Annotated in this window: 19 protein-coding genes; 10 read left to right on the top strand and 9 right to left on the bottom strand. The window is 71.1% G+C overall.

Translation table 11 applies throughout. The features are described 5' to 3' along the window. Positions 1-11 precede the first annotated feature (11 nt). From ACQP2Y_RS40265 to ACQP2Y_RS40280, 4 genes are all read left to right on the top strand, one after another. Positions 12-1,328, top strand: coding sequence for a M16 family metallopeptidase (locus tag ACQP2Y_RS40265; RefSeq protein ID WP_433721585.1), 1,317 nt, complete (start codon positions 12-14; stop codon positions 1,326-1,328). Then, positions 1,325-2,671: a M16 family metallopeptidase gene (locus ACQP2Y_RS40270; protein WP_433721586.1), complete on the top strand. Its 1,347-nt coding sequence runs from the start codon at positions 1,325-1,327 to the stop codon at positions 2,669-2,671. Before ACQP2Y_RS40265 ends, ACQP2Y_RS40270 begins: the two co-directional genes overlap by 4 nt. 125 nt (positions 2,672-2,796) lie before the next feature. Next, the gene (locus ACQP2Y_RS40275) at positions 2,797-4,251 is read left to right on the top strand and encodes a hypothetical protein (RefSeq protein ID WP_433721587.1); all 1,455 of its coding nucleotides are present in this window, start codon (positions 2,797-2,799) and stop codon (positions 4,249-4,251) included. A 58-nt stretch (positions 4,252-4,309) separates the two neighbouring features. Further along, the gene (locus tag ACQP2Y_RS40280; RefSeq protein WP_433721588.1) at positions 4,310-5,308 is read left to right on the top strand and encodes an endonuclease/exonuclease/phosphatase family protein; all 999 of its coding nucleotides are present in this window, start codon (positions 4,310-4,312) and stop codon (positions 5,306-5,308) included. Here ACQP2Y_RS40280 and ACQP2Y_RS40285 read toward each other — a convergent pair. Continuing rightward, a complete protein-coding gene (locus ACQP2Y_RS40285) occupies positions 5,277-5,897 on the bottom strand; it encodes a TetR/AcrR family transcriptional regulator (protein ID WP_433721589.1) in 621 nt (206 codons plus the stop codon). The two genes, ACQP2Y_RS40280 and ACQP2Y_RS40285, sit on opposite strands and share 32 nt — an antisense overlap. A gap of 84 nt (positions 5,898-5,981) precedes the next feature. Between ACQP2Y_RS40285 and ACQP2Y_RS40290 the strand changes: the two genes are divergently transcribed. After that, on the top strand, positions 5,982-6,887 hold the full coding sequence (locus tag ACQP2Y_RS40290) for an ABC transporter ATP-binding protein (protein WP_433721590.1): 906 nt from the start codon (positions 5,982-5,984) through the stop codon (positions 6,885-6,887). Next, positions 6,868-7,605, top strand: a complete 738-nt coding sequence (locus ACQP2Y_RS40295) for an ABC transporter permease (RefSeq protein ID WP_433721591.1) — start codon at positions 6,868-6,870, stop codon at positions 7,603-7,605. The genes ACQP2Y_RS40290 and ACQP2Y_RS40295 overlap by 20 nt, the downstream gene beginning before the upstream one ends. 6 nt (positions 7,606-7,611) lie before the next feature. Here the strand turns inward: ACQP2Y_RS40295 and cimA are convergent, their stop codons facing one another. Beyond that, on the bottom strand, positions 7,612-9,219 hold the full coding sequence (gene cimA, locus ACQP2Y_RS40300) for a citramalate synthase (protein ID WP_433721592.1): 1,608 nt from the start codon (positions 9,217-9,219) through the stop codon (positions 7,612-7,614). A gap of 246 nt (positions 9,220-9,465) precedes the next feature. Between cimA and ACQP2Y_RS40305 the strand changes: the two genes are divergently transcribed. Together ACQP2Y_RS40305 and ACQP2Y_RS40310 are read left to right on the top strand one after the other, a co-directional pair. After that, on the top strand, positions 9,466-10,212 hold the full coding sequence (locus ACQP2Y_RS40305) for a tyrosine-protein phosphatase (RefSeq protein ID WP_433721593.1): 747 nt from the start codon (positions 9,466-9,468) through the stop codon (positions 10,210-10,212). A 37-nt stretch (positions 10,213-10,249) separates the two neighbouring features. After that, entirely contained in the window at positions 10,250-11,401 is a 1,152-nt protein-coding gene (locus tag ACQP2Y_RS40310; RefSeq protein ID WP_433721594.1) for a glycosyltransferase, read from the top strand. Positions 11,402-11,517: 116 nt separating this feature from the next. On the opposite strand, the gene ACQP2Y_RS40315 is transcribed toward ACQP2Y_RS40310, so the two are convergent. The 3 genes from ACQP2Y_RS40315 to ACQP2Y_RS40325 form a co-directional block, all read right to left on the bottom strand. Then, positions 11,518-12,267 carry a P-loop NTPase gene (locus ACQP2Y_RS40315; RefSeq protein WP_433721595.1) on the bottom strand — a complete coding sequence of 250 codons (750 nt, stop codon included), beginning with the start codon at positions 12,265-12,267 and terminating at the stop codon, positions 11,518-11,520. 58 nt (positions 12,268-12,325) lie between these two features. Further along, the gene (locus ACQP2Y_RS40320; RefSeq protein ID WP_433721596.1) at positions 12,326-13,423 is read right to left on the bottom strand and encodes a branched-chain amino acid aminotransferase; all 1,098 of its coding nucleotides are present in this window, start codon (positions 13,421-13,423) and stop codon (positions 12,326-12,328) included. Between the two features lie 149 nt (positions 13,424-13,572). Then, complete coding sequence (locus ACQP2Y_RS40325) at positions 13,573-14,604, bottom strand: 3-isopropylmalate dehydrogenase (RefSeq protein WP_360829338.1); 1,032 nt, start codon at positions 14,602-14,604, stop codon at positions 13,573-13,575. A gap of 383 nt (positions 14,605-14,987) precedes the next feature. Here ACQP2Y_RS40325 and ACQP2Y_RS40330 point away from each other — a divergent pair, with 383 nt between their 5' ends. Next, positions 14,988-15,323: a hypothetical protein gene (locus ACQP2Y_RS40330; RefSeq protein WP_433732253.1), complete on the top strand. Its 336-nt coding sequence runs from the start codon at positions 14,988-14,990 to the stop codon at positions 15,321-15,323. 171 nt (positions 15,324-15,494) lie between these two features. Here the strand turns inward: ACQP2Y_RS40330 and serA are convergent, their stop codons facing one another. Next, complete coding sequence (gene serA, locus ACQP2Y_RS40335) at positions 15,495-17,096, bottom strand: phosphoglycerate dehydrogenase (RefSeq protein WP_433721597.1); 1,602 nt, start codon at positions 17,094-17,096, stop codon at positions 15,495-15,497. 161 nt (positions 17,097-17,257) lie between these two features. Between serA and ACQP2Y_RS40340 the strand changes: the two genes are divergently transcribed. After that, positions 17,258-18,226, top strand: a complete 969-nt coding sequence (locus ACQP2Y_RS40340) for a hypothetical protein (protein ID WP_433721598.1) — start codon at positions 17,258-17,260, stop codon at positions 18,224-18,226. Between the two features lie 96 nt (positions 18,227-18,322). On the opposite strand, the gene mpgS is transcribed toward ACQP2Y_RS40340, so the two are convergent. The 3 genes from mpgS to ilvN all read right to left on the bottom strand — a co-directional run bounded on the left by mpgS (position 18,323) and on the right by ilvN (position 21,302). Further along, on the bottom strand, positions 18,323-19,573 hold the full coding sequence (gene mpgS / locus ACQP2Y_RS40345; protein ID WP_433721599.1) for a mannosyl-3-phosphoglycerate synthase: 1,251 nt from the start codon (positions 19,571-19,573) through the stop codon (positions 18,323-18,325). 180 nt (positions 19,574-19,753) lie between these two features. Further along, the gene (gene ilvC, locus ACQP2Y_RS40350; protein ID WP_433721600.1) at positions 19,754-20,767 is read right to left on the bottom strand and encodes a ketol-acid reductoisomerase; all 1,014 of its coding nucleotides are present in this window, start codon (positions 20,765-20,767) and stop codon (positions 19,754-19,756) included. Between the two features lie 19 nt (positions 20,768-20,786). Beyond that, positions 20,787-21,302, bottom strand: a complete 516-nt coding sequence (gene ilvN, locus ACQP2Y_RS40355; RefSeq protein WP_023561968.1) for an acetolactate synthase small subunit — start codon at positions 21,300-21,302, stop codon at positions 20,787-20,789. Positions 21,303-21,306: the final 4 nt, after the last annotated feature.

The following is a 21,306-nucleotide window of genomic DNA, read 5'->3' on the forward strand; positions in this document are numbered from 1 at the left end:
AGGGAGGTTGCGTGTCTGCTCAGCCCGCGCCGGTCGCCCAGACCGGCTATCCGTGGCCCATCGAAACCGCGCGCCTGGACAACGGGTTGCGCGTGGTCGTCAGCGAGGATCACACCGCGCCGGTGGTGTGCGTGAACCTCTGGTACGACGTCGGCTCGAGGCATGAGCCGGCCGGCCAGACCGGCTTCGCGCATCTCTTCGAGCACCTGATGTTCGAGGGGTCGGTGCACGTCGCCAAGACCGAGCACATGCGCCTGATCCAGGGCTCCGGTGGCTCGCTCAACGCGACCACCAACCCGGACCGGACCAACTACTTCGAGACGCTGCCGGTCGAGCATCTGGAGCTGGGGCTCTGGCTGGAGGCGGACCGGATGGGCGGTCTGGTCCCGGCCCTGACCCAGGAGACGCTCGACAACCAGCGCGAGGTCGTCAAGAACGAACGGCGCCAGCGGTACGACAACGTCCCGTACGGCGACGCGTGGTTGCGCCTGTTGCCGCTGCTGTATCCGCCGGGGCACCCGTACCACCACGCGACGATCGGGTCGATGGAGGACCTGAACGCCGCCGGTCTGGACACGTTCAAGGCGTTCCACCAGCAGTACTACGCGCCGAACAACGCGGTGCTGACCGTCGCCGGTGACGTCACCCCGGCCGAGGTCTTCGCCCTGGCGGAGAAGTACTTCGGCGCGCTGGAGTCGGTCTCCGACATCCCGCCGGCGCCGCGCGGGCACATCACCGGCGCGGCCTCCGAGCCGGTCCGCGAGACGGTGACCGGCAAGGTCCCGGCTCCCCGGGTCTATCTGTCGCACCGGACCCATCCGTTCGGCACGGCCGGCTACGACGCCATCACCGTCCTGGCGACAGTGCTGGGCAGCGGCCGGGGCAGCCGGCTCTACCAGCGGCTCGCCGACGGCGCCCGGATCGCCCAGCCGGACTACATCGGCGCGTACGGCGTCGACCTGGCCCACGCCCCGGCCCCGCTGATCGTCACGGCCACGGCCAAGGACGGCGTCGACGCGGAACGGCTGGCCGCCGGTGTCGCCGAGGTGCTGGACAGCATGGCCACCGAGCCGGTGACCGAGGCCGAGCTGGAACGGGCCAAGGCCCTGCTGACCACCTCGTGGTGGCGGCAGATGTCCACAGTCGGCGGTCGCGCCGACACCCTGAGCCGGTACGCGACCCAGTTCGGCGACGCCACCAGCGCGGCCTACCGGTTGCCGCAGTGGCAGTCGGTCACGGCCGGCGACATCCTCGACGCCGCCCGCACGCTGAACCCGGAGTCCCGCGTCACCCTCACCTACCTGCCCGACGAAGGGACCGACCAGTGAGTCTCGTTGCCACCCGGCCCGGCCCCGGCGACTCCCGGCCGTACACGTTCCCGGACATCCAGCGGGTCTCGGTGGCCGGTGGTGAGGTCGTCGCCGCCCACATGCCGGGTCAGCTACTGGCCACCGCCGCGCTGCTGCTCGACGCCGGTGGCGCGCGGGAGTCCGCGGGCCGAGAGGGCACGGCCACCGTGCTCGCCAAGTGCTTGGAGGAGGGCACCACGACCCGGGACTCCGCGGCGTACGCGCTGGCGCTGGAGGGTCTCGGGGCCGAGTTGTCCACCTCGGTGGACTGGGACTCGTTCCGGGTCGGTGTGTCCGTACCGGTGGCGCTGCTGCCCCGGGCCGTGACCCTGCTCGCCGAGGCCGCCCGCACCCCGCGCCTGGATCCGGCCGATGTCGCGCGGGTGCGCGACGACGAGGTGACCGCGCTGCGGATGGACTGGGCGCAGCCCGGCCCGCGGGCGGACGCGGCCCTGCGGATGGATCTCTTCGGGGCGGCCGAGCGGTACGGCCGGCCGCTGCACGGTGATCCCACGTCGGTCGCGGCTGTCACCGTCGAGGACGTGACCGCGTTCCATGAGTCCTGGCTGAAGCGGCCGGGCGTGCTGCTCGTCGCCGGTGATCTGGACCAGCTGGATCTGGCCGAGCTCGGGGCCGCCGCATTCGCGGGGGCGACCGGGGAGCCGATCGCACCGGCCGGGCCGCTGGGGGTGCCGATCGCCGCCGGCCGCCGGGTGCTGCTGGTGGACCGGCCGGGCTCGGTGCAGTCGACGCTGCGGCTCGGGCACCGCGCGCCGGAACGCGCCAACCCGGACTACGTGGCGATGACGCTGGTAGCGACGGTGCTGGGCGGGGCGTTCACGTCCCGGCTCAACCACCTGATCCGCGAGGTGAAGGGCTACACGTACGGCATCCGCTCCGATTTCGCGATGACCCGCCGGTTCGGCCGCTTCGGCATCAGCACCTCGGTGCAGACCGCGGTGACCGCGCCGGCGCTGACCGACACCATCGGCGAGGTGACCCGCACCCGGCTGGACGGCGTCACCGAGGAGGAGCTGGAGGTGGCCCGCACGTGGCGGGCCGGCCAGCTCACGGTCGACATGCAGACGTCGGGTTCGATCGCCGGCGCGCTGGCCACGCTGGTGGTGCACGGGCTGCCCGACGACTACTACGCGACCCTGCGGCGCAGCCTGCTCGACGCGACGGTGGCCGAGGTGTCCGCCGCCGCGGCGAAGCATCTGCACCCCGACGGGCTGACCGTCGTCGTCGAGGGTGACGCCGCGGTGATCCGCGACGAGCTGGTGGCCGGCGGGCTGGGCGAGGTCGTCGACGCCGAGGTCTGAGGTGTTCCGCGGGCCGCCGGCGACCTTGCCGGCGGCCCGCGGCTTGCCAGGCGGGGCGCGACAGGTTTCAATGGCGCCCAGCGCTCGTCGTGAGAGCGCTCTCACACCTGTTGGAGTTCCGCGACATGCCCACCAACCTCAGCTCCACCTCGGGAGCGTTCTCCCGCCGGCGCCTGCTCACCCTGCCCGCCGCGGCGGCCGCCGCCACCGTGGCCGCCCCGCTGCTCGCCCCGGACTCCGCCGCCGCCGGCACCTGCGCGCCGCGGCACCTGGTGGACCGGACGCTGGCTGAGCCGGTGAGCCGCGCCTACCACTACCTCGACGTGGTGCAGGACGCCTACGTCAAGGGCGGCGAGCCGCGGCTGCTGCAGAGCTACAACAACGAGAGCGAGCTGATGACGACCGCGTTCGTCTACGACAACGCGCTCGCGGCGCTGGCCTACCTGGCCAACCCGACTGTGGCCAACGTGCGGCGGGCCCGGCTCATCGGCGACGCCCTGCTGTGGATCCAGGCCAACGACGAGAAGTACACCGACGGGCGGGTCCGGCAGGCGTACGCGGCCGGGCCGATGCTCTTCTACGGCGGCGGCCCGTACTTCCCCGGACTCAAGCGCGAGGACGGCAAGGCGGCGTTCCTGTGGCCGTACGGCTTCGGTGGCTCCTCGACCGGCGACATGGCCTGGGTGGCGCTCGCCCTGGCCCAGCTCTACGTCGACACCCGGATCACCAAGTACCTCGACGGCGCGGTGGCGCTGGGCCAGTGGATCGCGGACAAAGAGTCGCCGTACCGTTTCGGCGGCTACCACGGCGGTCTGCAGGGCGACGGTGAGACGCCGCAGCCGTGGGCCTCGACCGAGCACAACATCGACGCGTACGGGCTGTTCACGCTGCTGGCCAAGTTGACCAGGGATCGGCGCTGGACGGCCCGCGCCGACGTGGCCGAGGACTTCGTACGGGCCATGTGGAACCGCTCCGAGCGCTTCCTGTGGACCGGCACGCTCGGCGGCGTACCGGGTGAGGACCCGAACCAGATCAACATCGGCAACATCCCCGAGGACGTGCAGACCTGGGCGCTGCTGAGCCTCGACAACCGGCGCTACGACGACGCCATCGACTGGGTCACCGAGAACCTGGAGAACACCGACGGTGCGATCTCCGGCGTGACGTACAGCAGCCAGGCCAAGATCCGTACCGGGCCGGTCTCCGGCAGCACCGTGGAGAACAACCGCGACGCCGTCTGGCTGGAGGGCAACGGGCACACGGCCCTGGCCCTGCTCAAGCGCGACGACCGCGGCGACACGGCCCTGGCCAAGCGGCTGCTGCGGCAGACCGTCGTGGCCCAGCGGACCCTCGGCGCCGGGCAGACCGTGGGCCTGACCGCCGACGCGGACCACGGCAAGCTGTCCAACCCCGGCGAGGGCGGCACGTGGACCGGCACCCCACTGCCCGCCGCGGCCGGCATCGTGGCCGCCACCAGCGCGTTCGACACCGGCTTCGCGTTCGGCTACTTCCCGCGCCAGCACGTCGGCGCGACCGCCTGGTTCCTGATGGCGGGGCAGAACTTCAACCCCTACCGATGATGTGACGTGCCCCGGCATCGCTCGGTGATGGTGGCCCCGGCCGGATACCGTCGCCGCCATGACGATCACCAGCTCGGCGCCCGTGGCGAAACCGGTCCGGGTCCGGCGGGTGGTCTGGCACGTCCTGTTGTGGCTGCTCGTGCTGCCGGGCGCGGCCTGGGCGCTGCTCCGGCTCAGCGGCTGGGAGCGGGGCGCGCTGGTGCAGTTCCTCGCCTTCACCCCGTACGTCGCGGCGTGGTCGGTGGTGCCGCTGATCGCGGCGCTGGCGACCCGGCGCTGGCTGGCCGCGACGGTCGCGACGGTCACCTTCGCGCTGTTCGCGGTGGCGGTGCTGCCGCGCGCTTTCGCCGACAGTGACCGGGGTCCGCAGGGTGGCGTGGCGCTGCACGTGATGACGTCGAACATGCTCTTCGGCAACGCCGACGCGGCCACGATCGTCAAGCTGGTCCGGGACAACGACGTGGCGGTGCTGGCCGTGCAGGAGTTCAGCCCGAACGGCCAGCGCAATCTCGCCGCGGCCGGGCTGGCTGGGCTGCTGCCGTACTCGTCGCTGGGCGGGGAGTTCGGGGCGAGCGGCTCGGGGCTCTACTCCCGCTACCCGATCACCGACCCGGGCGTACGGCGCAACGGCGGCGGCTTCAACCAGGCGTACGGGACGGTCCAGCCCCCGGGCGCGGTCGCCGTCACGGTCGAGTCGGCCCATCCGCTCGCGCCGGCCGCGCTGGAGATGCTCGACGGCTGGCGCGACGACCTGGACGCCGAGCCGCGCCCGGACCCGAACGGCGCGCCCCGGATCCTGCTCGGCGACTTCAACGCGACGCTGGACCACAAGGCGATGCGGGACCTGATCAGCGATGGCTACCGGGACGCCGCCGACGCCGCGGGACAGGGGCTGGTCGGCACGTGGGGCCCGTACGACGGCGACCCGCTGCCGCCGGTGACCATCGACCACGTGCTGGCCGACCGCCGCCTGGGGGTGGGCGCGGTCAGCGTGCACGGCATCCCGGACAGCGACCACCGCGCGATCATCGCGACTCTGCGTCTCCCGGCGGCCTGAGCTCCCGGCCGAAGACGGCCCGCAGCCCGGCCCGGTAGGTGTCCGCCGGCACCGCCTCCGGGTCCAGCCAGTGCTGCAGCCCGACCCCGATGTCCAGGGCGAGCACCAGGGCGGCCAGCTGGTCGGCGGGCATCGGCAGATCGTCACCGGCGAGCTCGGCGAGCTCTTCCGCGCTCGATGCGCGCACCGTCCGCAGCCACTGGCCGACCGGCTCCCGGCCGGACTCCTCGCGCATGCCGTAGAGCCACAGCTCGACGAAGGCCATCGCGAAACGCTGGATCTCCGGGCGGCCGACGTTCCGCTCGTAACTGGCGCCGAGCACGTCCGCCCACGCCGGCAGCGTCTCCCCGGGCGGCCGGTCGCCGGCGCCGTCGTCGGCGGCCAGCTTGCGCTCCAGGATCGCGGTGATCAGGTCCTTCTTGCTGCCGAAGTTGGCGTAGATGGCGCCCTTGGTCAGACCGGCGGCCCGGGCGATCTCGTCCAGCGAGGTCTGGTGGATGCCGCGGTCGCCGAAGAGCGTCTCGGCCGCGTCGAGCAGCCGCGCACGGGTCACCTCCTGCTGCTGGGCCCGGGTCAGTCGCTGCGTCATGGTCGCCAAGCTACCCGATTGACATTCCGACCGGTATCCAGATACTGAGTGGTATCCGAATACCGATTGGTATGTGAGGCGACCGTGCTGCACATCGACACCCTGACCAAGGTCTACCGCCGCGGCGTACGGGCCAACGACGGCATCAGCCTCGACGTGGCCCCGGGCGAGGTGCTCGGCCTGCTCGGGCACAACGGCGCCGGCAAGACCACCCTGCTCAGCCAGATCGTCGGGCTGGTCCGGCCGACCTCCGGCCGGATCACCCTGCTCGGCCGCGACCCGGTCGCCGAGCCGGCCTGGGCCCGCACAGCCTGCTCGTTCCAGCCGCAGGCGCAGGCGCCACTCACCGGCGTCACCACCCGGCAGGCGATCGAGATCGTCGGCCGGCTCCGCGGCGGCGGCCGCCGGGCGGTCCGCCGGCGCACCGATGAGCTACTGGCCGCGCTGGACCTCGGCGAATGGGCCGACCAGGCCGGCGAACGGTTGTCGGGCGGCGTGCGCCGGCTCACCGCGTTCTGCATGGCGGTCGTCGAGCCCGGCCGCCTGGTGATGCTCGACGAGCCGACCAACGACGTCGACCCGGTGCGCCGCCGGCTGCTCTGGGAACAGGTGCGCGCGCTGGCCGCCGACGGGCACGGCGTCGTGCTGGTCACCCACAACATCACCGAGGCGGAACGCGCGATCGACCGCGTCGTGGTGCTGGACCACGGCCGGGTCGCCGCCGCGGGCACCCCGGCCACCCTCGCCGCCGGCCGCGAGATGCGGCTGGAGCTCACCGGCGCGGACGACCACCCCGCACCGAGCTGGTCACTGGCCGAGCACCGGGAGGGCGGCCGGCGCACGTTCACGGTCGCCGCGGCGGACGCGCACCTCGCCGTCGCCTGGGCGCAGAGCCGGACGACACGCTTCTCCCTCAACCCCGTCAGCCTCGAGGACGTCTACGTCCGCCTGACCGAGGAGGTCACCGGCGATGCGGCACTGGCTGCGTAGTTACCTGCTCCTGCTGCGCTGGTCGGCGATCCGGCTGCGCTACCTGCTGCCGATGATCCTGGTCATCCAGACCATGATGTCGATCGGCATCGTCATCGGCTTCGCGTTCCTGCTGCCGTCGGTCGACCCGGCGACCGCGCTGCACCTCACCACCGGTGCACCCACGCTGGCCCTCATCACCATCGGCATGGTGCTGGCACCGCAGCTGGTGGCCGAGGCCAAGACCGCGGGCACGTTCGCCTACAACCGCACACTTCCGGTGCCGCGCACCGCGGTGCTCGGCGCCGACATCACCACCTGGCTGGTGGCCGGCACTCCGGGACTGCTGCTGGGACTGCTGGTCGCGGTGCTGCGCTTCGACCTCACCCTGCGGGTGAGCTGGCTGGTCGTCCCGGCGGTGCTGCTGGTCGCGCTCACCGCGACCACGGTGGGCTTCGCGATCGCGTACGCGGCCGCGCCGCCGGTGACCAACATGGTCAGCCAGCTCATCGTCTTCATCGCGCTGATGTTCTCGCCGATCAACTTCCCGGCCGACCGGCTCCCGCAGTGGCTGCAGGACGTCCACCGGGTGCTGCCGTTCGAGTCCATGGCCCGGGCCATCCGGGAAACGCTCGCCACGCCACCGGAAGGCGTGTCGATGCTGCCGTTCCTGGTGCTGGCGGCGTGGGGCGCGGCCGGCCTGGCCATCACGTTGCGGGTGATGGCCAGGCGCGACTGAGCCGGATCAGGCCGCGGTGCTGGTGCTCGTGCTGGCCGCGGCGGCCCGGGCCAGACCGAAGGTGAGCGCGTCGGTGAGGGCCTTCCAGCTCGCCTCGACCACGTTCTCGTGCACGCCCACCGTGGTCCAGTCGCGGGCGCCGTCGCTGGTCTCCACCAGGACCCGGGTGATCGCGTTCGAGCCGTGCGAGCCCTCCAGGATGCGGACCTTGAAGTCGGCCAGCTCGAAGGACTTCAGCTCCGGGTAGTGCTTGGACAGTGCCACGCGCAGCGCCTCGTCGAGGGCGTTGACCGGGCCGTTGCCCTCGGCGGTGGCGATGACGCGCTCACCGCGTACGCGGACCTTGACGGTGGCCTCGGAGACCACCGAGCCGTCCTCGCGGTGCTCGACCTGCACCCGGTACGACTCCAGCGCGAACGGCCGCACGAAGTCCGCACCGGGCAGCTCACCGCGTACGAGAAGCTCGAAGGACGCGTCCGCGGCCTCGAAGGACCAGCCACCCGCCTCCAGTTCCTTGACCTTGCGGGTGACCGCCGTGAGGGTGTCGGGGTGGCCGGCCAGGTCCAGCCCGAGCTCGCGACTCTTGAGCTCGATGCTGGCCCGGCCGGCCATCTCGGTCACCAGGATCCGCATGTCGTTGCCCACCACCGACGGGTCGACGTGGTTGTAGAGCAGCGGATCCACCTTGATCGCGCTCGCGTGCAGCCCCGCCTTGTGAGCGAATGCCGCGGCCCCGACGTAGGCCTGGTGGGTGTCGGGGGCGATGTTGGCGATCTCGGCGAGCGCGGTGGACACCCGCGTCGCCTTCTCGAGGCATCCGTCCGGTAGGACCTTCAGCCCGAGCTTGAGTTGCAGGTTGCTGACGACGGCGAACAGGTCGGCGTTGCCGGGCCGCTCGCCGTAGCCGTTGGCCGTGCACTGGAAGTGTTCGACGCCCGCCTCGACGGCGGCGACGGTGTTGGCGACCGCGCAGGACGTGTCGTTCTGGCAGTGGATGCCGAGCTGGTCCGGGGCGACCCCGGTGCGCGCCACCACGTCGTTGATCGCGGCGGTGATCATCGACGGGAGCATGCCGCCGTTGGTGTCACACATGACGACGCGCTCGGCGCCGGCCTCGAACGCGGCCTGGACCACGGAGGCGGTGTAATCGGGGTCGTAGCGGAAGCCGTCGAAGAAGTGCTCGCAGTCCACGAACGCGCGGCGGCCGTTGGCGACCAGGTGCGCGACGGTGTCGCGGACCATCGCCAGGTTCTCCTCGCCGGTGGTACGCAGGGCCCGCTCGACGTGCCGGATGTCCGACTTGGCGACCACGCACACGACCGGCGTCTCGGCGTCCAGCAGCGCCTGCACCTGCGGATCCTGCGCCACGTCGACGTTGGCCTTGCGGGTCGCCCCGAACGCGACGAGCACCGCGTTCTTCAGCTGGAGCTCGGTGCGCGCCCGGGCGAAGAACTCGGTGTCCTTGGGCATGGCACCGGGCCAGCCGCCCTCGATGAAGCCGACGCCGAACTCGTCCAGCAACCGCGCGACTGCGAGTTTGTCGACGACCGAGTAGCTGATGCCCTCGCGCTGCCCGCCGTCGCGCAGCGTCGTGTCGAACACCTGGTAGGTCATGGGGGTTCCTTTCCGAGACTGACGACCCAACAAAAAGACCCCCCGCGGATGCGGGAGGTCTGCACGTCGGCGGAGATTCAGCCGGCGCGCTAGGTGCGAATAATCAGCACGGAGTGGGTCACGCCCCGAAGCATGCCACGCGCCGCCACGATGAGACCCCAGAATCCACAAGCTGAGACACCCGATCCCGTACGGGTGAGTAATTCGACACGGCTGCAACGTGACGGTGGCGGTTAGGTTGGACGGGTGGCCGTCGACAATCATCCCCGCAGCCTGACCTTCTCCACCAGCTACAACTTCCGCGACGTCGGCGGCTATCCCGGCCTCGACGGGCGCACGGTGAGCTGGCGGCGGTTGTTCCGCGCCGACTCCCTGCACCGGCTCAAGGGCACCGACCTCGAGACCTTCCAGGCGCTGGGCGTGCGCACCGTCATCGACCTGCGCCGGCCGTTCGAGGTGGAGCAGCACGGGCGGGTGCCGCACTCCGAAGGGCTGGACTACCGCAACCTGGTGCTGGAACACGTCGACTGGGAGTCGGTCGAGCACTCCGGAGACATCCCGCACGAGCGCTGGCTGGCCGACCGCTACCTCAACTTCGCCGAGGACGGGCAGGCCGGACTGGCCGCGGCGCTGGGCGTTATCGCGGATCCGGCGGCGGCCCCGGTGGTCGTGCACTGCATGGCCGGCAAGGACCGCACCGGCGTGGTGTGCGCGCTGACGCTGTCCCTGCTCGGAGTGTCCGATACGGACATCGCGCAGGACTATGCGCTGACCGAGGCCGCGATGGAGTCGCTGACGGCGTACCTGTTGCGGACCAAGCCGGAGCTGGTGCACGACAAGTACCACATGTTCGACTGCCCGCAGGACGCCATGCTGCTGTTCCTGCGGGACCTGCGCGAACGCCACGGCTCGGTGGAGAAGTACGTCCGCGACATCGGCCTCAGCACCGCGCAGCTGGCGAGCATGCGCGAGCACCTGCTGACGCCCGCCTGACAGACACGGCGGCGCGGCGGGTGTCTACTTGCCGTCCATGCGAGTCCTCGTCAGCACCTGGCCGGCCCATGGGCATCTACTCCCCCTGCTCCCGCTGATCCGGGCGGCCCAGCAGGCGGGCCACGACGTCGTCGTCGCCTCCGGCGCCGAGGGCGTCACCGAGGCGCGCCGGCGCGGGCTGACGACCTGGGACATCGGCCCGAGCCGTACGGAATCCGACGCGGCCTTCCGCTCCCGGGTACCGGACCTGGGCGCGGTCCCGCCGGAACGCCGGATGGCCACGGTGATCGGCGGCATGTTCGGCGCGGCGGCGTTCGAACGGGCCGCCAGTCTGGTGCCCCGCGCCGAGGAGTGGAAGCCCGACCTGGTGGTGCACCCGATCACCGAACTCGCCGGCGCGGTGGCCGCGGCCCGCACCGGCGCCCGGCACGCGGTGCACGGCCTCGGTCCGCTGCCGGCCGAGGCCTGGGACTGGTTCGGGGCCCGGCTCGGCGACCTGAGCAGCCAATGGGAGGTGCCGGACCTGCCGGTGACCATCCTCGACATTCCGTACCTGGACAACTGCCCGCCGGCCCTGCAGGCGGACGCCGTCCGCGCCTTCCGCAACCGCCGGCCGCTACGCCCGACCTCGGGCGAAGTCCTGCCCGGCGAACGCCTGCCGTGGAACGTGGACGAACTGCCCTACGACCGCAGCCTGCACCTGACCCTGGGCACACTGTTCTTCGGCGCGACCGACGTCTTCCAGACGGCGCTGGCCGGCCTCCGCGACCTGCCGGTCAACGTGCTGGTCACGGCCGGCCCCGGCAGCGACCCGGACCGCTTCGGCCCGCAGCCGTCGAACGTCCGCATCGCCGACTTCGCACCGCACGCCCTGCTGCTGCCGCAATGCGCGGGCCTGGTCACCCAGGGCGGCGCGAGCACAATCGTCGCCGCGCTCTGCCATGGCCTGCCACACCTGATCCTGCCGCAGGGGGCGGACCAGTTCGCCAACAGCGCGACAGCGGTGGAGGCCGGCGTGGCCCTGGTGGTGCCGCCGGCGGACCTGTCGGTGGAAACGGTTGCGCACACCGCGACCGAGCTGCTGGAGGACACGGCCCTGACCCGGCGGGCCCGGGTCGTTCAGGCCGAGATCAACGGCATGCCGGCTGCAGAGGACGTCCTCCAGACGCTCCTGGACACGCCACGCTGAGCGCGGCCGTCGCCCCGCTGAGCGCGGCCGTCGCCCCGCTGAGCGCGGCCGTCACCCCGCTGAGCGCGGCCGTCGCCCCGCTGAGCGCGGCCGTCACCCCGCGCTGAGCGCGGCCGTCACCCCGCGATGTGTGCTGCCGCGGCGTGTACGACGGGGGCGAGATCGGCGCCGTCGATCGCCGCGTCGGGGCGGAACGGAAGCCGGGCGAGCCGTTCGACCCCGCCGGCCCAGATGGTGCGCTCATCAGGCGCCGGCGTGTGCAGCTGCGTCTCCTCACCGCAGCAGGGGCACCGGAAGTACGCCATGTTCTCCACTCCGCCCAGCACCGGCGTCCGTACCTCGCGCAGTGTCGCGAGAGTCCGGCCGGTGTCCAGATGGGAGACCTCGGCCGGCGTGACCACCAGGATCGTCGCCACCCGGCCGGCCCCGGAAAGCACGCCCTGCTGGGTGAAGCTGATGCCGGGCGGCAGATCAACCAGGAGAACCTCGACGTCACCCCAGGCCGTTTCCCCGATGAGCCGGCCGAGCATGAGGTCGGCCAGGTCGGAACCGAGCGCGAGACCCTGGCCGCCGGCCATCAGGAACCCCGCCGACGCGACCTTGAGGCCGTCGACCTCCATCGCTTCCAGCCCGGAACCGCCGCCGGTCCACCGCGCGAGGGTGACCGACCGGGCCGGCACGTCACGGCGCAGGCCGAGCATCCGCGGCACGTCGGGACCGGCGATGTCGGCGTCGACCAGCCCCGTCCGATAACCGGCCCGGACCAGCTCACGCCCGAGCTCGACGGCGATGCTCGACTTGCCCACTCCACCTTTGCCACTGGCGACGGCAATGATCGGCAGCTGCGTCCGGCCCGGTATGTCCATGCGGCAACGGTACTGACGCCCGGGCGGGGACCGCCTCGCGATCCCCGCCACCAGCAACTCAGAGAACTCGGTGCACCCAGCCGAACGGATCCTCGGCCCGGCCCCGCTGGATGTCCACGAGCTGCTGACGCAGCCCCATGGTGACCTCACCCGAGCCGCCGTCGGCCACGGTGAACTCGTCCTCCGGCGACCGCACAGTGCCGATCGGGGTGATGACAGCCGCGGTGCCACACGCGAAAGCCTCGCGGATCCGGCCCGAGGCCGCCCCGGAGCGCCATTCCTCGAAGCTGACCGGCCGCTCCTCGACCCGGCGCCCGTCCCGCTCCGCCAGCTTGATGACCGAGTCGCGGGTGATGCCGGGCAGGATCGTGCCGGTCAGCGGCGGCGTCGCCAGCGAGCCGTCGTCCAGCACGAAGAAGACGTTCATGCCGCCGAGCTCGTCGACGTACTTGCGCTCGACGGCGTCCAGGTAGACCACCTGGTCGCAGCCGTGCTCGATCGCCTCGGCCTGGGCGGACAGGCCGGCCGCATAATTACCGCCGCACTTCGCCGCGCCCGTGCCGCCGGGCGCCGCCCGGGTGTAGTCGGGCGTGATCCAGACCGTCACCGGCTTGACCCCGCCGCTGAAGTAGGCGCCCACCGGCGAGGCGATCACCAGGTAGAGGTATTCCATCGACGGGCGCACACCGAGGAAGACCTCGCTGGCGTACGCGAACGGGCGCAGGTAGAGGCTGCCCTCGTCGCTCTCCGGGATCCAGCCCCGGTCGATCCTGATCAGCTGGCGCAGGGACTCCAGGAACATCGACTGCGGCAGCACCGGCATGGCCATCCGCTGGGCGGACTGCCCGAAGCGGGCGGCGTTGGCGTCCGGGCGGAACATCGTCACGCCGCCGTCCGCAGTCGTGTAGGCCTTCAGGCCCTCGAAGATCTCCTGTGCGTAGTGCAGCACCGCTGACGCGGGGTCCATCGGGATGGGGGCGCGGGCTTCGACCCGGGGCTCGTACCAGCCTTTGCCCTCCGCATACCGGACGGTGACCATGTGATCGGTGAAGATCCGGCCGAAGCCCGGGTTGGCCAGCAGTGTGGTCCTGTCCGCGTCGCTTACGGGCGCCGGGTTCGGACGGATCTCGAAGTCGAGGTTGTCACCACCACTCATGGCAGTTGACCTGCTTTCTGTCACAAAGAATGAAGAGGTAGCACCCGTAGTGCTCCATGAACTTACCCCGAACGGTCGTTCAAAGCCGACAGCCGGGCATGCGTCATCGACCGCCGGCAGACCGGCGGGATGACGGGGAGAGGGTGAGGTCAGGCGGCCGCGGTGGCGGCGACCCGGTCTCCTACTTCGGCGGTACGCAGCGGCGCGCCCGGTGTGCGGGACGCGACCTCGGCGGCGACCGCCTCGGATACTCGGCGGGCCTCGTCGGGGTGCCCGAGATGCTCGAGCAGCAGCGACGCGGAGAGGATGGCGGCCGCCGGGTCGGCGATGCCCTGGCCGGCGATGTCCGGCGCGGAGCCGTGCACCGGCTCGAAGGTCGAGGGGTACTTGCGCTCCGGGTTGACGGAGCCGCTGGCTGCCATGCCGATGCCGCCGGTCACGGCAGCGGCGATGTCGGTGAGGATGTCACCGAAGAGGTTGTCGGTCACCACCACGTCGTAGCGCTGCGGGTTGCTCACCATGAACATGCTCGCGGCGTCGATGTGCTGGTATTCCGTGGTGACGTCGGGGAACTCGGCGGCGACGGCGGCGAAGGTGCGCGCCCAGAGCCCGCCCGCGTGGGTGAGCACGTTCGTCTTGTGCACGAGGGTCAGGTGGCGCCGCTCGCGGCGCTGCGCCCGGCCGAACGCGTCGCGTACGACCCGCTCGACGCCGTGCCGGGTGTTCAGGCTCTCCTCGGTGGCGATCTCGGCGGGGGTGTCCTTGTGCAGGACGCCGCCGGCGCCGACGTAGAGACCCTCGGTGCCCTCGCGGACCACGACCATGTCGATCTCGCCGGGCTTGAGGCCGGCGAGCGGGCTGACCGTGCCGGGCCAGAGCCGGGACGGGCGCAGGTTGACGTACTGGTCGAAGTCGAAGCGGAGCTTGAGCAGCAGGCCACGCTCGAGGACGCCGGGCGGGACGCTGGGGTCACCGATGGCGCCGAGCAGGATGGCGTCGTGCGCGGCCAGCTCGTCCTGGATGGCCTGCGGCAGAACCTCTTTGGTGCGGTTGTAGAAGCGCGCGCCCAGGTCGTAGTCGTCGAACTCCGCATCCGGGAGGACGGCCTCGATCACCTTGCGCGCCTGCGCGGTCACCTCGGTCCCGATGCCGTCGCCGGCCACCACCGCGATCCGCGCCACCGTCACGTCCACTCCCTCAGTCGGTCCGACCGCTCGACCTTAGTCCGCTGTCCCGATCACTGACACGGCGGTCCCAGAGTATGGGTGAAGATTCGTTAAGGACCCGGACGCGAACAACCCCCGTCGATCGCGGCAACGATCGCGGGGGCTGTCACGACAGGTACGCGTGGCTCGCGCCCGCCGGGGGTGCATCCTCCACGCGGAGCGACCACGACAGCATCACCCGAAGACACGGCCATGGAGCCCGCGCGGCAGGACCAACGCTAGCGATGCGGACTAATGTCGCGCAAGACGCATCCCCCGCGTGTCGGGGCGACAACCGACTTCACCGCCCGGCGGTATGGCACCATGCGCCGGTGAGTTTCGACCTCGTGGTGTGGGCCATGGACAACTCGGCCATGCCGGATGACGTGCGTGCCGCGAACGCCCGGTGCGCCCGCGGCGAGCACCCACAGCGCCCCGCCGATCCGCGCGTCGTCGCCTTCTATGACGCCCTGACCAGCAACTACCCCGACCGCGGGCCGCGCGCGACGCTGCCCGGCACGCCCTGGGCGAGCGCCCCGCTGCACGCCGCGGCGGACCACATCCAGATGCGGCTGGACGAGCAGTGCCCCGATGCGGTGCTCGAGACGATCGAGAAACTGGCCGGCGAGCTCAATCTCGACCTGCTCGACCTGCAGGACGGCACGGTTTATCCGCCCCCGGTAAAAACTCGTTGATCCGCGTGGCCCGGCCAACCCGCATGGCCCGGCCAACCCGCATGGCCCGGCCAACCCGCATGGCCCGGCCAACCCGCATGGCCCGGCCAACCCGCATGGCCCGGCCAACCCACGTGGCCCGGCCAACCCGCGCCGGCTTCGGGCAGTCCGCGTCGGACCTCGCCGGTCCGGTCAGTCCTCGTCGCGCAGGTCGACGATGCTGCCCTTGGCGGAGCCGATCGAGGCCGCGACCGCGGAGAGCAGCTCGGCATCCACCGAGGAGTCGACGGTCAGCGCCATCAGCGCTTCGCCACCCAGCTGACGCCGGGCCACCTGCATCGCCGCGATGTTGACGCCGGCCTCGCCGAGGATCGAGCCGATTGCGCCGACCACGCCGGGGCGGTCCGCGTATCGGAAGAACAGCAGCACGCCGCCCGCGCCGAGCTCCAGGTCGAACTCGTCGACCTGGGTGAGCTTGCGAGCCTCGCGGGTGCCCGTACCGGTGACTGTCCCGGCCACGCTCACCGTGCGCCCGTCCGGCAGCGCGCCGCGTACCGTGACCAGGTTCTGGTGGTCGGAGACCTCGCGGTCGACGACCAGCTCGACCTCGACGCCGCGGTCCGCCGCGAGCTGCGGGGCATTGACGTAGGTGACCTGCTCCTCGACCACCGAGGCGAAGAGGCCCTTGGTCGCGGCCAGCTTGAGCACCGCCACGTCGTGCGACACGATCTCGCCGCGGACCTCCACGGTCACGCTGGCCGCGATGCCGCCCGCGACCGCGGTGAAGACCTTGCCGAGCCGCTCGGCGAGCCCGAGCAGCGGGCGGACGTCCTCGTCGACCACGCCGCCGGCCTGCACGTTCACCGCGTCCGGCACGAACTCGCCCTGCAACGCCAGCTTGACGCTGCGGGCCACCGACAGCCCGGCCTTGTCCTGCGCCTCGGCGGTGGACGCGCCCAGGTGCGGGGTGACCACGACGTTGTCGAAGGCGAACAGCGGGGAATCGGTGGTCGGCTCGGTGACGAAGACGTCGATGCCGGCGCCGCCGACGCGGCCTTCGGCGAGCGCGTCGGCCAGCGCGCGCTCGTCGACCAGGCCGCCGCGGGCGGCATTGATGATGCGCACCCCCGGCTTGACCGTGGCCAGCTCCTTCTCACCGATCAGGCCCAACGTCTCCGGGGTACGCGGCAAGTGGATCGAGATGAAGTCGCTCTCCCGCAGCAACTCGTCCAACCCGACCAGGCGCACGCCCAGCTGCGCGGCCCGGGCCGGCTGGATGTACGGGTCATACGCGATCAGCCGCGTTCCGAACGCGGCCATGCGCTGCGCGAACAGCACCCCGATGCGCCCGAGCCCGACCACCCCGACGGTCTTGCCCTGCACCTCGACACCGGTGTACTTCGCGCGCTTCCACTCGCCCCGTTTGAGCGCGGCGCTGGCAGCGGCGGTGTTCCGGGCCACGGACAGCAGCAGGGCGATCGCCTGCTCGGCGGCGGAGACGATGTTGGAGGTCGGGGCGTTGACCACCATGACGCCCCGCGCGGTGGCGGCGGGCACGTCGACGTTGTCGAGACCCACACCGGCCCGGGCGACGACCTTGAGCCGCGGCGCGGCGGCGACCGCCTCCGCGTCGACCTTGGTGGCACTGCGCACAATGATCGCGTCGGCCTCGGCCAGCGCGGCGAGCAGGGCGACCCGGTCGGTGCCGTCCACGTGGCGGACGTCGAAGTCGTAGGCCAGCACGTCGATGGCGGCGGGGGCCAGTTCCTCAGCGATCAGTACCACGGGAGTCATACGTCTCCACCTGTTTGTCTCGCAGGCGGCCGGCCGCCGACCTTTCCGCGATCGTAGGGTGTGCCGGGACCATTACGGCATGTCATCTCATGGTGACCGGCCTCACACGTACGAAATACCCGGAGCACTTTCTGTCGCACCGGACCGCTAGCCTCCTCGGCATGTCCCAAGCACCGGCCGACGCCGAGGAAATCGACGAGGATCACGGCTCCGCGATCCCCGAGCCGCCCCGGCGGGTGCCGTTCGCGGTGACTGTCACCGCAGCGCTGCTCGGCCTGCTGTCACTGCTGCTGCTGGTCACGGCCGTGGTGGCGTTGTCAGCCGGCTCGTTCCGGCAGAGTGTCGGCGAGGCCACCGCCCAAGGGCTGGCTGCCGCGCTCGTCGCCGTCTGCGCAGCGCTCGTGGCCGCGGTCGCGTGGTCCTTCGTCCGCGACGGCATCACTGTCGGCCCGATGATCGTCGGCGGCCTGACGCTGGTGGCCGGACTGATCATGCTGGTCGCCGGGGTGGCCGGGAGCGACCCCGAGACCGAGGTGCTGCGGCTGGGCGTGGTGGCCCTGGTGATCGGCCTGGGGGTGCTGCTGGTGCCGCTGCTCGGTCAGGCCCCGGCCTACCTGGCGGCCCGCCGGGTGTGGTCGCGCGCTGAGCGGGACTGGCTGCACGAGCTGACGACGCCGGAAGCCCCGCCGCAGCCGCAGTGGGGGCCCGGGCACTACCCGCCGCCTCAGCAGCCGCAGTGGGGCGGGGTGCCGCAGCCGCACTATGTTCCGCCGCCCGGCTATCCGGGGCAGGCCGGGTTCGCGGCACAGCCGGGTTACCCGCCGCAGTACCAATATCCGCCGCAGCAGGCGCAGGGCTGGGGCGCGCAGCAGCATCAAGCTTGGCCGGAGGCAGTGGTGCCGCCGTGGTCCGGTCAGCAGCAGCCGGTGCAGCCCGCCTCGGGCCCACCGGCGCCGGGTGTGACGGCGCAGCCTGAGACCGGCAGCGTTTCTGGGCAGACGGCTTCAGGGGACACGGGCCAGCCGCAGCCGCAGCCGATACCGCTGGCCGCGGCTCAGCAGGCGCCGACTGAGCAGATCAGGCCAGCCGATCCGACCGCACCGCAGCACCCGGCTGCGCCGCAGCAGTAGGCCGCACCGCAGCGGCAGGCCCGGCCCGCGGCCCGGCGGCGCGGCCACTCCGGCCCACAGCCCGGCCCCCAGCGGGACCGGCAGGCCGAGCATGGCTCAGACCGTAGGGCGCGGAATGCAGTGCCGCTCAATCGGCGGAGCCGCCGCATATCCCGCCGACGCCCGCCCATCAAACTGCCGGAAGGTCAACGCCTCCGCATCCAGCCCGTCATACAACAGCTCCAGATCCAAACTCCCCACCGGCGGATAAACCCGCTCCCGCGGCGGCTCCTGACCCACCTCGAGAGCCCCCTGCGCCACCATGAAGTCGATGATCGCCTGGCGGACCGACGGCAGCGTCACCGGCGAGTGGTAGACCACGTTCAGGGCCTGCATCCGCATCCCCTGCACGTGCTCCTCGCCCTTGTTGTCGTGGAAGTGCGGGTTGCGGGTCTCGATCTGCAGCACCGGCACCGAGCTCGCCATCACGTCCGGGCTGGCGCTCTCCAGGATTCCGCCGAACTGCTCGAACAGGTCCATGTACTCGTACGGTTCGACGGCGAAGCCGCCCGCCAGCCGCAGCTTCAGGCCGAGGTCCAGGGTCATCGCGTGCTCGCCCGCGTTGCCGGTGGCGATCACCTCGGTGCCGAAGCCCGAGTATTCGGCGAGGAAGCGGTTGAGCCACTCGTTGGTGATCTCGGAGCTGCGGCCGCGCCGGCTGAAGAACAGTCTTCCCTCGCGCAGCTTCGGCTTTGAATGCCAGGAAATGCGGACCATCGAGTACGGGCTGTCGGCCAGGTGCAGTCCGGCCGCGTAGGCCTTGCAGTATTCGTGGACCGCGCCGGGGACGTAGTTGTCGGCGTCGACGTAGCCGAGGTAGCGGCGGCCCGTCATCGCGGCCAGCGCCATCCCGATCAGCATGGCCTCGCCCTTGCCGGCCCGGACCAGACCGTCCTCGCCGATCAGTTGCTCCATCCCGGCCGCCTTGAATGCGGCGGCCAGTCCGGGGTCTTTCTGGTGCACGCTGATCGCCGAGCGGCCGGCCAGCCGGCAGAACTGCTCGAGGGTCTGCGCCTCGATCTCGTATCGGTCCACCGGCAGCTTGTCGCTGTTGGAGACCAGCACAATGAGGCAGTCATGCGGAATTCCGGACAGCACGCCCTCGATGACGCTTCGTGATTCGTTCATGCAGGGCACGACGATTACCATTTGCGACTCGACCGCGCGTAAAGCTTCGAAGGACACGACTCGGCTGCCCGCCGAAAAGGCATCATCCAGGGCGCCCGAGTCCAGCTCGATGACCCTCTGAAGCTCGTGGATCCGGACTGCGCCGAAGCGCTCGCTCCGAAAAGAATCAGCCAGTCGCATGCGGCGAATCTACCCGCTGCTGTCTAGTCCGCCGCGCCCGAACAGTACACAATTCGATGACGACGCCGCTTTGGTAAGCGGGACGTAACGCCCATGTTTCAGGTAGTCGAATGGTTACGCAAAAACGCCGGATCGCGGCCCTTGCGGCGCTGCGATCCGGCGTTTGCCGGGCGTGAAAGGTCAGGCTGTTTCGGTGATCGGCCGGTCGACCCAGCTCATCATGTCGCGCAGCTTCTTGCCGGTGACCTCGATCGGGTGCTCGGCGCCTTCCTTGCGGTACTGCTGCAGGCGGGTGCCGCCGGCCTCGTCGTCGGCGATGAGCGCCTTGGTGAACTCGCCGGACTGGATCTCGGCGAGGATCTTCTTCATCTCCTGCTTCACCCCGGCGTTGATGACGCGCGGGCCGCTGACGTAGTCACCGAACTCGGCGGTGTCCGAGACGCTGTAGCGCATCCGGGAGATGCCGCCCTCGTACATGAGGTCGACGATCAGCTTGAGCTCGTGCAGGCACTCGAAGTAGGCGATCTCCGGGGCGTAGCCGGCCTCGGTGAGCACCTCGAAGCCCGTCTGCACGAGCGCGGCCGTACCGCCGCAAAGGACCGCCTGCTCGCCGAAGAGGTCGGTCTCCGTCTCCTCCTTGAAGGTGGTCTTGATGACGCCGGCCCGGGTGCCGCCGATCGCCTTCGCGTACGACAGGGCGAGCGCCTGGGCGCCACCGCTGGCGTCCTGCTCCACCGCGATGAGCGCGGGCACGCCCTTGCCGTCCACGTACTGGCGGCGGACCAGGTGGCCGGGGCCCTTGGGGGCGACCATCGCCACGTCCACGTTGGCCGGCGGCTTGATCAGCTCGAACCGGATGTTGAGGCCGTGGCCGAAGAAGAGCGCCTTGCCGGCGGTCAGGTTCGGCTCGATCGACTCGGCGTAGATCTTCCGCTGGGCGGTGTCCGGCGCCAGCACCATGATCACGTCGGCCCAGGCGGACGCCTCGGCCGGCGTGAGCACCTTGAGGCCCTGCTCCTCGGCCTTGGCGCGGCTCTTCGAGCCCTCCTTCAGGCCGACCACCACGTCGACGCCCGAGTCGCGCAGCGACAGCGAGTGCGCGTGGCCCTGGCTGCCGTACCCGATAACGGCGACCTTGCGTCCCTGGATGATGGACAGGTCGGCGTCGTCGTCGTAGAACACTTCCGCGGTCATTGATAAATCCTCTGTCGAATCAGGCGGCGCGGAGCGCCGGGCCGGTGGTGATGGAACGGGATCCGCGGCCGATCGCGACCAGGCCGGACTGGACCATTTCCTTGATGCCGTACGGCTCGAGGTCGCGCAGCAACGCATCGAGTTTGTCGGGGTTGCCGGTCGCCTCGATCGTGAGGGTGTCCGGTGCGACGTCGATCACCTTTGCCCTAAACAGCTCGACCGTCTCGAGCACCTGGCCGCGCACGGTGCGGTCGGCCCGCACCTTGACCAGCAGGAGCTCGCGCTGGACCGACTGCTGCGGGTCCAGCTCGACGATCTTCAGGACGTTCACCAGCTTGTTGAGCTGCTTGGTCACCTGCTCCAGGGGTGAGGAGTCGGCGTTGACCACGATCGTGATGCGGGAGACGTCCGGGTTCTCCGTCTCGCCCACCGCCAGCGAATCGATGTTGAAGCTGCGCCGCGAGAACAGTCCGGACACCCGGGCCAGCACACCGGGCTTGTTCTCCACGAGCACGGACAGGGTGTGCTTGTTCATACTG

The sequence above is a fragment of the Actinoplanes sp. CA-051413 genome (assembly GCF_050955795.1).
GTDB lineage: Bacteria > Actinomycetota > Actinomycetes > Mycobacteriales > Micromonosporaceae > Actinoplanes.